12 protein-coding genes, 1 tRNA gene and 1 pseudogene are annotated in these 12,366 nt (G+C 43.9%); 10 read left to right on the top strand and 4 right to left on the bottom strand.

The features are described from left to right. Nucleotides 1–34 precede the first annotated feature (34 nt). Nucleotides 35–349, top strand: a complete 315-nt coding sequence (locus BQ7480_RS10855; RefSeq protein ID WP_072542863.1) for a hypothetical protein — start codon at nucleotides 35–37, stop codon at nucleotides 347–349. Nucleotides 350–404: 55 nt separating this feature from the next. On the opposite strand, the gene BQ7480_RS10860 is transcribed toward BQ7480_RS10855, so the two are convergent. Next, nucleotides 405–803, bottom strand: coding sequence for a hypothetical protein (locus BQ7480_RS10860; protein ID WP_139255761.1), 399 nt, complete (start codon nucleotides 801–803; stop codon nucleotides 405–407). Between the two features lie 359 nt (nucleotides 804–1,162). Further along, on the bottom strand, nucleotides 1,163–1,588 hold the full coding sequence (locus tag BQ7480_RS10865) for a hypothetical protein (RefSeq protein ID WP_072542865.1): 426 nt from the start codon (nucleotides 1,586–1,588) through the stop codon (nucleotides 1,163–1,165). Between the two features lie 50 nt (nucleotides 1,589–1,638). Here BQ7480_RS10865 and BQ7480_RS10870 point away from each other — a divergent pair, with 50 nt between their 5' ends. The 5 genes from BQ7480_RS10870 to BQ7480_RS10890 all read left to right on the top strand — a co-directional run bounded on the left by BQ7480_RS10870 (nucleotide 1,639) and on the right by BQ7480_RS10890 (nucleotide 4,896). Next, a complete protein-coding gene (locus tag BQ7480_RS10870) occupies nucleotides 1,639–2,832 on the top strand; it encodes a site-specific integrase (protein ID WP_072542866.1) in 1,194 nt (397 codons plus the stop codon). A 222-nt stretch (nucleotides 2,833–3,054) separates the two neighbouring features. Beyond that, the gene (locus BQ7480_RS10875) at nucleotides 3,055–3,456 is read left to right on the top strand and encodes a hypothetical protein (protein ID WP_072542867.1); all 402 of its coding nucleotides are present in this window, start codon (nucleotides 3,055–3,057) and stop codon (nucleotides 3,454–3,456) included. Beyond that, entirely contained in the window at nucleotides 3,456–3,947 is a 492-nt protein-coding gene (locus BQ7480_RS10880) for a hypothetical protein (protein ID WP_072542868.1), read from the top strand. Before BQ7480_RS10875 ends, BQ7480_RS10880 begins: the two co-directional genes overlap by 1 nt. Beyond that, nucleotides 3,944–4,435, top strand: coding sequence for an N-acetylmuramoyl-L-alanine amidase (locus BQ7480_RS10885; protein WP_072542869.1), 492 nt, complete (start codon nucleotides 3,944–3,946; stop codon nucleotides 4,433–4,435). The genes BQ7480_RS10880 and BQ7480_RS10885 overlap by 4 nt, the downstream gene beginning before the upstream one ends. After that, nucleotides 4,432–4,896, top strand: a complete 465-nt coding sequence (locus BQ7480_RS10890; RefSeq protein WP_072542870.1) for a DUF6808 domain-containing protein — start codon at nucleotides 4,432–4,434, stop codon at nucleotides 4,894–4,896. The genes BQ7480_RS10885 and BQ7480_RS10890 overlap by 4 nt, the downstream gene beginning before the upstream one ends. A 129-nt stretch (nucleotides 4,897–5,025) precedes the next feature. On the opposite strand, the gene BQ7480_RS10895 is transcribed toward BQ7480_RS10890, so the two are convergent. Both BQ7480_RS10895 and BQ7480_RS10900 read right to left on the bottom strand, forming a co-directional pair. Beyond that, a complete protein-coding gene (locus BQ7480_RS10895) occupies nucleotides 5,026–6,261 on the bottom strand; it encodes a site-specific integrase (RefSeq protein WP_072542871.1) in 1,236 nt (411 codons plus the stop codon). 145 nt (nucleotides 6,262–6,406) lie between these two features. After that, nucleotides 6,407–6,479: transfer RNA gene (locus tag BQ7480_RS10900), tRNA-Thr, on the bottom strand. A 626-nt stretch (nucleotides 6,480–7,105) separates the two neighbouring features. Here BQ7480_RS10900 and carA point away from each other — a divergent pair. From carA to BQ7480_RS10915, 4 genes and pseudogenes are all read left to right on the top strand, one after another. Then, the gene (carA, locus tag BQ7480_RS10905) at nucleotides 7,106–8,182 is read left to right on the top strand and encodes a glutamine-hydrolyzing carbamoyl-phosphate synthase small subunit (protein WP_072542872.1); all 1,077 of its coding nucleotides are present in this window, start codon (nucleotides 7,106–7,108) and stop codon (nucleotides 8,180–8,182) included. Nucleotides 8,183–8,206: 24 nt separating this feature from the next. Further along, nucleotides 8,207–11,434: a carbamoyl-phosphate synthase (glutamine-hydrolyzing) large subunit gene (gene carB, locus BQ7480_RS10910; protein ID WP_072542873.1), complete on the top strand. Its 3,228-nt coding sequence runs from the start codon at nucleotides 8,207–8,209 to the stop codon at nucleotides 11,432–11,434. A 236-nt stretch (nucleotides 11,435–11,670) separates the two neighbouring features. Continuing rightward, entirely contained in the window at nucleotides 11,671–11,886 is a 216-nt protein-coding gene (locus BQ7480_RS17790; RefSeq protein WP_139255763.1) for a hypothetical protein, read from the top strand. 252 nt (nucleotides 11,887–12,138) lie between these two features. After that, nucleotides 12,139–12,345, top strand: a pseudogene (locus BQ7480_RS10915) (antitoxin HicB); the annotation flags it as partial. Nucleotides 12,346–12,366: the final 21 nt, after the last annotated feature.

Here is a 12,366-nt window from a genome sequence, read left to right on the forward strand (position 1 = left end):
CTAAAAATTGTAAATTCTAAAACAAACAATAATTATGGAAACAATCGAATTTAACGAAGTAATTAAGCAGAATATAGAAGTTGTGGGAGGACTACTGGGAATTTATGTAAATATGAAAGAAGATTCAATAGGAATATCAGACTTAAATAATTTTAAAAAGGATTTTGGAATATCAATGTTCAGGAATGTTGAGAATAAACCTGAAGGTATAAGTGCTATAAGTGTTATGTCTGTACGGATAAACAATTCAGGATGGTTCTCCCAGATTGGAATTACTTCTAGTAAAGTTTACTATAGAACATTTGACTTAGATAGGAATGTGTGGAAAGGATGGGTGGCGTTAGGTTAATTATAATCAGGAATTTATACCTAGTTAGTATGGATAAATTCCTGATTCCTTTAATCTAAATGACAATATCTTGTACCCCGTCGGGTAAACTATCAAGACCTGACATATAAAGTTCAAACTGAGACCCAGTGCCAATAGATTTTATTTTTGCCAACAATTTTATTCCTGAACGAGCACAATATATGTCTACATATTTATCATCTACAATTTTATACTTTAAGATATTATCTAATAAAACACCACTTTTATAAATCGTATTATACTTAAACTCTTTTTTCGGTGATATTTCAAAACTTATTAGTAGATAGGATATACCATATCCATTCGATGTTATCATCAGTTCAATAATGGAATCACAATTAATATTTGAACTAATTTTAGACCACATTCTACCAATGTGAGTAAATTCATTTGCGCTATATAAAGGCATATATGTTTTGTCATTCTTGTCCATCAACCCATTTTTTTTTGTAGTGACAACTGGTAGTAGTCCTCCCACCTCGTCCGGAAGTGGGAGGACTACTTGGGATAAACCCCTCATGGTTGCACTGGAAGGGAGTTTTAGAGACAGACGTCGATGTTAATACTATCATAGAACCAGGAACCTATCAAATATTATCATCACACACCGGCAATAACAAACCTCCGATTTTCGGACTTCTTGAAGTTTATGGTGATGAAAAAGGGGCTAATATCACGGTGCAGCGTGTAACTTCTTTTACGACGAATACTTCCGTACAAAGGGTTAAATCATCTGCAAATAGCTGGACGCAATGGGAATAAGTCTCATAATAGGAGGCCAGAAGCCTCCTATTATGAGATTTTTAAAAGATTCATTCCTTCTGTATTATTTGACAATGCTGGTGTAAATAGTGGTTTAAAGTAAGGGCCTGCATTATTGGTTATGAGCGTGAGACTACAAATTCCAGTAACAGTGGATTTCTTTTTAAAGTAAATCGCAGTACCATCACAATAGAATTCCAAGGAACTGACATCACCACTAATTTTCTTTATCTCCAAATCTGAATAATCTTTTATTGTTGAATTGATTGTCAATACAAAAGACTTAGTGCAATAACCGATAATTAATGCAGATATTGTATGACCTATTGTGTTATCATTAATTGTAAGCTGATAAAGAATTTCATTGTTCCCGGTAGGTAACATTTTTGATTCTAAGGTGTTTTTACCAACAACTCCTTTTTTCGTAAGAATCACTTCTGGCAGTAGTTCTCCCACAAATACAAATTTGTGGAAACAACGCAAACAACGTATCTTCGGGCGCAAAAATGGAAAAAATAAGATACCGCCTTGTTTACAACCGCAAGAAACAACTCAATAAGCAAGGAACAGCTCTAGTACAAGTCGAAGTATCCCTCAATCAGCGTAAAATATACTTCAAAACAAACATTTACTTACGTCCGGAACACTGGGATAAGCAAATAGCTCAGGTCTGCAATCATCCTCAATCCAATGACCTGAACGCTATGCTTTTCGAGTATATCCTTCACCTGCAGGCCATAGAATTGTCTTTCTGGAAGAGGGGTATCCCGGCCACACTGTCACTATTGAAGGATGCTATAAAGAAAGATACCCCTGTTTCTGTTACGTTCCCAGTTTTTGCTAAGGAATACGTAAAGCACTCAGACAGACGTCAAAGCACGAAAGACAACCTAGTAACGACTATAAATGTATTGCAAGAATTCCGCCCAGGATTGGATTTTAAAGACATCACGTACACATTCCTGAAGGATTTTGAGGCATATTTACGGGAAAAAGGAAACGGAGTGAATACGGTGGCCAAACACCTTCGACAGCTGCGTACGTTGGTCAATGAGGCTATCAATCAGGGATACATTCATGCAGACGCTTACCCGTTCCGTAAATTCAAGATAAAGCAGGAAAAAGGCCGGCACGAGTTTCTTACTCCGGACGAGCTGAAAAAGCTGGAGAACTTGGAAGTAAACGACCAGAAGTTACGCCATGTGCTCGATGCCTTCTTGTTCTGCTGCTACGTCGGCTTGCGATTCTCTGATTTCTGCCAGTTGGCTCCGGATAACTTTATCAAGGTTAATGGTAAAAAGTGGCTGCATTTCAAGTCAATCAAAACCGGAATAGAACTACGCCTTCCGTTACATCTTCTATTCGAAGGTAAGGCATTGGGCATTCTGGACCGCTACAACATAGAAGAATTTGCCAGCCTTGGATGTAATTCGGATGTGAACAAATACCTCGCACAGATAGCCGGAATGGCACGTATAAAGAAGCACATAACCTACCACACGGCCCGTCATACATGTGCGACCCTACTCATCCATCAAGGGGTTCCAATAACGACAGTTCAGAAACTGCTTGGCCATACATCGGTCAAGACGACTGAGATTTATTCGGAGGTTCTTTCATCAACAATTCTTCGGGATTTGAAGGCTGTAAAAACCCGGAAAAAACGGCTCGATTTTCAACCAAATTTCGCCGTCCGGTAGAGTTTGGGTAGATTTCTTATACTCTACCCAGATTCTACTGACACGCCTTGTCATCCTTTTTGAAACCTTTTATTCTTTGTTCGTTTTTAACTTATTTTCCTTCGTTGGAAAAGGAAGGTAAATGAGTAGATTTGTGTGTGACTTATGAGATAACGCCCATCAGCGTGTTCCATACTGGGATGCGCTTGTGGGCGTTTTTGTTTAATCTAAAACCTTAGTAAGATGAAAAGATTCGTTTTCATGTGTGTCGCACTGTTGATGTGCGTAGTGAGTGTTTTTGCGGAAACTTCCGTTAGTGTAGAACCTTCCGTTCCGGAGTTCCTGACCGGATTTTGCAGTTTCACCGGACTTGTTACAGTAGTAGTGCCTTCAGTTGTTGGTTTCATCGCTTCTAAGCTCCAGAACCCAATGAACAAGTGGGTTTCAATGTGGGTGACGGCTGTAGTTGGTGTGATTGTTACCTTCTTCTCGTGGTGGATGAATCTCGGCTTTCCTCCGGCAGACGCAAGTATCTGGGTTGTGGTGATTGATGCGTTGTTCGTAGCCCTGGCATCGACCGGAATTGTATCGTTAGTTACTTCGGAATGGCTGGCCAAGCTGTTCGGAAAGAAATCGGATGAATAATGCCGAACCTAGTTACCATCATAGCCCCGCAGCTGCTGGTTGCCGGGGCTTACTCCTTTGTAGGAGAGATAAGAAGCGTTGTCTTTGAGCTTCGCTGGATGCTGGTCTTCATTGTAGCCATGATTATAGCTGATTTTGTCCTGGGTATCATTGACAGCGTGGTCAAACGAGGTGAGGATTTCAGGTTTAGCAGGGCTGGACGCCGGACGATGTGTAAGTTCATCGAATATAATTCGTATCTGGTGCTGGGATTCGGTTTTGGTGTTGCTATTCTCCAGCCTGTAGGTATTTGTTCCTATACGGTATCGTCAATGTGCGGACTTGGAATAGCTATTGTATTTGAATTTGACTCAATCATGGAACATGTATGTGAAATTCATGGAATCAAGAACAAGGTTTCCATTAAGCGGCTGCTGGTTGGTTACATAAAGAAGAAGTATGCGGCTGCTGGAGAAATAATCGAAGAAGTAACTAAGGAGGAGAAGAAATGAATAAGATAGATGCTATTATAATCCATTGCTCAGCCACAAAAGCCGGGTTGGACATCGGTAAGAAGGAAATCACCCAGATGCACCTACAGAGAGGATTTTCTACGATTGGCTATAATTACGTTATCCGGTTGAATGGTACGGTGGAAGTTGGCCGTAGTCTGACCATCGACGGCGCTCATTGCAATTCAAAAGGCTTTAGTGGTGTAAGCTATAACAAGCATAGTATCGGCATCTGTTACATCGGTGGGCTGGATGCGCAGGGTAAAGCAGCCGATACACGGACGCCGGCGCAGAAGAAGGCGCTGGCCAAACTGATTAAGGAGCTTTGCGGAAAGTACCAGATTGTGGAAGTATTGGGCCATCGTGACACATCGCCAGATTTGGACGGTGATGGAATTGTGGAACCTGAAGAGTGGACTAAGATGTGTCCCTGCTTCGATGTGCGTACGGAATATCCGTTCATCCCTGAAATTGTAGTCAAGCCATGAAATACTTACCATATCTTTTAATAACTGTACTGGCTTTCGGTTTAGGATGGTGCAGCCGTTCACCAACTAAGGGTAATATCTGTAATTCCGATACAATTACATCAGTTCATGTGGTTACAAAGGTTGAAGTGGATACTCAGTATATTTTATTCCCTGTACCTTATCTTGCCTGGATTGATAACTCTGACACAATCCATGTGAGTGACACGTGCTGGCACCTGCGTGAATACAAGGAATACCGTGACAGCAACTACTATGCTAAAATCAGCGGTGTGTCTCCACGGCTGGATGAAATCAAAGTCTATCAAAAGACGGTGACACAGTACGTGTACAGAGATAGAATCGTGTCAAATAAGCAAAAGAGATGGGGGCTTGGGTTGTCGGCTGGATATGGCGTTGGACGAAATGGTTTGTCTCCGGTATTGGCTGTGACTGTCAATTACAACTTGTGGCAGTTTTAAATACAATATTTTCTCAAAATTATATACAACTTTTCTTGAAAATTATATGCATCTTTGTGGTGTAGAAGCTCGTCTTATTTCTGAGGCGACAAGCCCCGACCAGATTAATATCCAGAAGGGGCTTTTCCATTATCCTCTCATCATCATAATATCAGAACGGAGTTCAATATATTGCTTGTATTTTTCTGGGTTGTCCACGTAATCAATCACACGAGATATGGCCATATCCGCCTGTTTTTGCCGGACTTTGGTGTAGTACCGGATAACTCCCTTTGATTTGTCCGAGTGGCCCAGACAGTAGTCTATTATACCGTCAGGAATACCTATTTCAGAGGCGTACTGGGCGAAAGACTTGCGGGCTGAATAAAATGTAACTCGTTCATCAATATTCAATTCCTCAGCCAAATCTCCAAGAGAATACGTAACATACTGAGAAAAGTTGTGATATGTGAATTTATACCCAAAGTCAAGCTTTCCCGTCCTTTTATCCATCCATCTGCATATTATCTCTCTTGCCTGAGATGGAATTGTAAAGGTGACCACATTATCCGACTGCATTCTTCCTTTAGTCTTTGAGCGTGAATATTCCAATACGTCTTTTCTAAAGTCTGTTTGCATAATGTCTATAAGATTCATTCCTCCCAGATAAAAGGAAAGGCAAAAAAGGTCACGTGCCATAATCAACTTTCTCTTTTCTGGTGAAGATTCACGAATCTTGTTAAAATTCTGTACCGTCAAATCAAGTTTCCTGATTGGAGCCGCAGATATTCGCGTGGTTACGAAAGGATGTATGTCATAAGATATGTTCCACTCTCTTATCGCTCTGTTGATTACTGACTTCATCTGAGCAAGCATTGTGTTTACTGTAGCTTCGGTCACTTTCCGCTTCCGTATGAATGCCGCAAAATTCTGGACTAATGACGGGGTTAAGTCTGAGAGAAGTATGTCCCCCCTTGCAAAGTCCCGAAAATACCTCCCCACCCTTTCAATAGACAATGCGTATGAATCTCTTCCCTCAGATTTAAGATAATCAACAAAACTTCCACATGCCGATGAAAAAGTTCGTTCTTCGGAAAGATTGTCAGTAGATATGATTTCTTTAATTTGACGGCAGGAATAAAGTTCCAGATGTTTTATCGAGTCCAATTTCTCTTGAAGGTCATCAAGAATGTTCCTGAGTTTCCGGTTTATCGCAGATGCATCTGGATGCTTCACGACCTGGCCGTTCTTAAACTGGTTCTCTGAAATAATGAATCGTGTGACGATATATGTTGTTTCATGCTTGTGGCGGAGTGCAATTCTTATCTTATGCCTTCCGTCCTTTAATACTTTTGCCTTAAAAATGGTAAGTGATAGAGTTGCCATAATGATTAAAAAATTTAAGGATACTCCAGGGATACTCACAGGATTGTAAATTTACAATCCAAATCCTTTTTTTTAATCATCGCAATAAGCTGTAGAAAATAGAAAAACCGCCTAATTTACAGTGTAATAAGCGGTTCTAAATGGGAGCCGAAAGCGGGACTCGAACCCGCGACTTACTCATTACGAATGAATTACTCTACCAACTGAGTTATTTCGGCAACGTGTCTCGTTGAAAACGGTTGCAAAATTACTGTTTTCCTGAAACCTGCCAAACAAAAATGAGTTTTTTTTCAAGAAAACTGCATTTTTTCTATCCACATCCCCCGTCTCACGACCCACAGAGAAGATTTGGTACCTAAATCTTGCACCATTTACCCCATAATTACTGAGATATAATTCAACGGTTTTCCACTTATACCCGCAAAAGGGAACAACGTCTGAAAGAATTGCTGCTTTCTATCATGCAAACAAAAAGACAAACAAGGACGGAGAAAAGAAATGAAGAGACGAAAAAGAAATATTTTTGTAAAAACTTTCGATAATCACCCTTTCATTTGAATAGAAATGTGTATATTTGCACTCCGAATTATGACGTGACAAAAGAGTTTAATGGATTACTGGTTAAGACATAGAAAGAATACACACATATTCGGAATTCCGGCGGACTGGATGAATGCCGGAAGCCATTCTCTTTTTCCCTCATGTCATTTTTTCCCTGAATATTTGAGTTTCCCTTTATTATTTACACCCGGAATTGCTTTTCGGCAAATCCGGGCGTTTTTTCGTATATACGAACGCAAAAGAATAATAATACAAGATATATAAGACTATTTGTAATAAGGTAATGAGAAATGTAACATTGATCCTCGACGACGGGAGCCGCTTTCACGGCAAGTCGTTCGGCTATGAGAAACCGGTAGCCGGTGAAGTGGTGTTCAACACGGCAATGACCGGATACCCTGAAAGCTTGACCGACCCTTCGTATGCCGGTCAGTTGATGACACTGACTTATCCACTGGTCGGTAACTACGGCGTGCCTCCGTTCACGTTCGAAGCAAACGGACTGCCCACTTTCATGGAAAGTGAAAAAATCCATGCCGAAGCGATTATCGTGAGCGACTACAGCGAAAAGTATTCCCACTGGAATGCAGTAGAAAGCCTGGCCGACTGGCTGAAGCGTGAACAGATTCCGGGCATCACGGGCATCGACACACGCGAACTGACCAAGGTGCTGCGTGAACACGGTGTGATGATGGGAAAAATCGTGTTCGACGATGAACCGGACAACATCCCGGAGGCTACTTACGCCGGCGTGAACTACGTGGACAAGGTTTCCTGCAAGGAAATCATCCGCTACAACGAAGGCGAAGGCAAGAAAAAAGTAGTGCTCGTGGACTGTGGCGTGAAATCAAACATTATCCGTTGCCTGCTCAAGCGCGACGTGGAAGTTATCCGCGTGCCTTGGGACTATGACTTCAATTCCTTGCAATTCGACGGCCTGTTCATCTCCAACGGTCCGGGCGACCCGGACACATGCGATGCGGCCGTACAGAATATCCGCAAAGCCATGCAGAACGAAAAACTTCCTATCTTCGGTATCTGTATGGGTAACCAGCTGCTTTCAAAAGCTGGTGGAGCTAAAATCTACAAGCTGAAATACGGACACCGCAGCCACAACCAACCGGTACGTCTGGTGGGCACTGACAAATGCTTCATCACTTCTCAGAACCACGGCTACGCAGTGGACAACAACACGCTGGGAGCCGACTGGGAACCGCTCTTCATCAACATGAACGACGGATCCAACGAAGGTATCCGCCACAAGAAGAATCCTTGGTTCTCGGCACAGTTCCACCCCGAAGCTGCCAGCGGTCCGACCGATACAGAGTTCCTGTTCGACGAGTTTGTAAAGTTGCTGTAATCCCATTAAAAAACGAAGAAAACAATGAAAGATAACATAAAGAAAGTACTATTATTAGGTTCAGGAGCCCTGAAAATCGGTGAAGCAGGCGAATTCGACTACTCCGGTTCACAGGCCCTGAAAGCCCTGAAGGAAGAAGGTATCGAAACCATCCTGATCAACCCGAATATCGCCACCGTGCAGACCTCGGAAGGTGTGGCCGACAAAATTTACTTCCTGCCCGTCACTCCTTATTTCGTAGAGAAAGTCATCGCCAAGGAACGTCCCGACGGTGTGCTGCTGTCGTTCGGTGGACAGACAGCCCTGAACTGCGGTGTAGCTCTTTACAAGGCAGGCGTATTCGAAAAGTACAATGCCCGCGTACTCGGTACTCCGGTACAGGCCATCATGGATACGGAAGACCGTGAGCTGTTCGTACAGAAACTGGACGAAATCCATGTAAAGACCATCAAGAGTGAAGCGGTAGAAAACATCGAAGATGCCCGCCGTGCTGCTAAGGAACTGGGCTATCCGGTCATCATCCGTGCAGCATACGCACTGGGAGGTCTGGGTTCCGGCTTCTGCGACAACGAAGAAGAACTGAACGTGCTGGCCGAAAAAGCTTTCTCTTTCTCTCCGCAAGTCTTGGTAGAAAAGAGCTTGAAAGGCTGGAAGGAAGTAGAATATGAAGTAGTGCGCGACCGCTTCGACAACTGTATCACGGTCTGCAACATGGAAAACTTCGACCCACTGGGTATCCACACCGGTGAAAGTATCGTTATCGCACCCTCACAGACACTGACCAACAGCGAATACCATAAACTCCGTGAACTGGCCATCCGCATCATCCGCCACATCGGTATCGTGGGTGAATGTAACGTACAGTATGCCTTCGACCCGGAATCGGAAGACTACCGTGTGATTGAGGTAAACGCCCGTCTGAGCCGTTCTTCTGCCCTGGCATCTAAAGCAACCGGTTATCCGCTGGCTTTCGTCGCTGCCAAGCTGGGTCTGGGTTACGGATTATTCGACCTGAAGAACTCTGTCACTAAGACCACTTCAGCCTTCTTCGAACCGGCACTGGACTACGTGGTATGTAAGATTCCTCGCTGGGACTTGGGTAAGTTCCACGGCGTAGACCGCGAGCTGGGTTCCAGCATGAAGTCTGTAGGTGAAGTCATGGCCATCGGACGTACTTTCGAAGAAGCCATCCAGAAGGGTCTGCGTATGATTGGTCAGGGCATGCACGGTTTCGTAGAAAACAAGGAACTTCAGATTGCCGATGTAGACAAGGCATTGCGCGAACCGACCGACAAGCGTATCTTCGTCATCTCAAAGGCCATGCGTGCCGGCTACACCGTAGACCAGATTCACGACCTTACCAAGATTGACAAATGGTTCCTCGACAAGCTGATGAACATCATGCAGACTTCCAAAGAGCTGCACGAGTGGGGCAACAACCACAAACTGCTGTCACAGCTTCCGAACGAACTTCTTTATAAAGCAAAACGTCAGGGATTCTCCGACTTCCAGGTGGCACGCGCCATCGGTTACGAAGGCGACATGGAAGATGCCATCCTTGATATCCGCAAGCACCGTAAGAGCGTAGGTATCGTTCCGGTAGTGAAACAAATCGATACACTGGCCGCTGAATATCCGGCACAGACCAACTACCTGTATCTGACCTACAGCGGTGTGGCCAACGATGTACACTACCTAGGCGACCACAAGAGTATCGTCGTACTCGGTTCGGGTGCCTACCGTATCGGTTCATCCGTAGAATTCGACTGGTGCGGCGTACAGGCCCTGAACACCATCCGCAAGGAAGGCTACCGTTCCGTCATGATTAACTACAACCCGGAAACCGTATCAACCGACTACGATATGTGCGACCGTCTGTACTTCGACGAACTGACCTTCGAACGTGTGATGGATATCCTCGATCTGGAGAACCCGCACGGTGTGATTGTATCTACCGGCGGACAGATTCCGAACAACCTGGCTCTCCGTCTGGATGCACAGCACATCCACATTTTGGGAACTTCTGCCAAGAGCATCGACAACGCAGAAGACCGCGACAAGTTCTCGGCTATGCTTGACCGCATCGGCGTAGACCAGCCGGAATGGAGCGCACTGACTTCCATGGAAGACATCAACGCCTTCATTCAGAAAGTTGGCTTCCCGGTTCTGGTTCGTCCGTCATACGTACTCTCCGGTGCTGCCATGAACGTATGCTCCAACCAGGAAGAACTGGAACGCTTCCTGCAGCTGGCCGCCAACGTATCCAAAAAGCATCCGGTAGTAGTCAGCCAGTTCATCGAACATGCCAAGGAAGTAGAGATGGATGCCGTGGCACAGAACGGTGAAATCGTTGCCTACGCCATCAGCGAACACATCGAGTTTGCCGGAGTTCACTCAGGTGACGCCACTATCCAGTTCCCGCCGCAGAAACTGTACGTAGAAACCGTACGCCGCATCAAGCGCATCAGCCGTCAGATTGCGAAAGAACTGAATATCTCCGGTCCGTTCAACATCCAGTTCCTTGCTCGCGAAAACGACATCAAGGTGATTGAATGTAACCTGCGTGCCAGCCGTTCATTCCCGTTTGTCAGCAAGGTATTGAAAATCAACTTCATCGAACTGGCTACGAAAGTCATGCTGGGATTGCCGGTAGAAAAGCCAGAAAAGAACCTCTTCGAACTCGACTATGTAGGTATCAAGGCCAGTCAGTTCTCCTTCAACCGTTTGCAGAAAGCCGACCCGGTACTGGGTGTCGACATGGCTTCTACCGGTGAAGTAGGCTGTATCGGTGAAGACACTTCATGTGCCGTACTGAAATCCATGCTTTCTGTAGGCTACCGCATTCCGGAAAAGAACATCCTGATGTCTACCGGCACGCCGAAGCAGAAAGTGGAAATGCTGAAAGCTGCCCATGAATTGAAGGACAAAGGCTATAATATCTTCGCTACAGGTGGTACTTCCAAGTTCCTGACTGAAAACGGCATTGAGAACACCCGCGTATTCTGGCCGAGCGAAGAAGGCAAACCGCAGGCACTGGAAATGTTACACAAGAAGGAAATTGACATGGTAGTCAACATTCCGCGTGATTTGAGCGCCGGCGAGCTGGACAACGGTTACAAAATCCGCCGTGCTGCCATCGACCTGAACATTCCGTTGATTACGAATGCCCGTCTGGCAAGCGCCTTCATCCATGCCTTCTGCACGATGAGCATCGACGACATCGCAATCAAGAGCTGGGACGAATATAAATAATCCGTACAGCCGAAGATATAGATAAAATTATCCCCTCCCGAACTCTCCGTTATGAATGAGTTTGGGAGGGGATTTTTCATCTATCATCCGACGCAAATTAACTTGCTATGAAAAAATATATGATTACATTTGCGCAAAAATATTCTTTATGCCGGAACACCTTAAACTACCTTTGTGTTTACGGCTTCACAAGAATATTGGTAATATCATAGGATAATTCTATAAACCTAAACAATATGAAGAATAATATAATTGGATTTGTGACCTACCTTTTGGCTACCATTTTGTTTTCTCCGTCGGTAGGTGTCATCTTACTCGCAATGAAAGAAAATTCAGACAGATGCCATTATTATGGAGGAAAATGGAATATGACCGATATAGTCCTCGGACTGGTGGCAATCATTATTGGAGTGGCTATAAGATACTTTTTTGATTTTAAAATCAATCTATAGGTATAACTTTTGAATTTACGCATGTTTTTATCAATAGTCCTTCCCCGATGATAAATCCTTATAGTATTGTAAGAAAACTCCACGTGGGAGGACTTTATTGCACTCCATAAGGCACAATAAACGATGTACCCACAAATGACACGTAGCTTCGTATCATGGCCCTTTGGGTTGGTAAAGCACCAGAAAAGTAGATAGCCTTACTATGTGCATGCTTATTAAGTCCATATCTTTTTCCATACAACAATAACAGTCATGAAAGTAGTTGAAGTAATTGTAGAAAACGCAGGCAGCAACTTAAGTGCCTACATCGAAGGAGTTCCCATTATCACAGTAGGCAATGACCTGAAAGCAATTGAAAAGCACATGACAGAAGCCATTGATCTATATCTTAAAGAAAGCCCAAATCCTTGCGAAATACTCAAGGGAGAATTTACACTGAGATTCAAAACAGAAACGGCATAAAAAAGCCCACCGATAAAG

The sequence above is a fragment of the Bacteroides mediterraneensis genome, from assembly GCF_900128455.1.
Taxonomy (GTDB): domain Bacteria; phylum Bacteroidota; class Bacteroidia; order Bacteroidales; family Bacteroidaceae; genus Phocaeicola; species Phocaeicola mediterraneensis.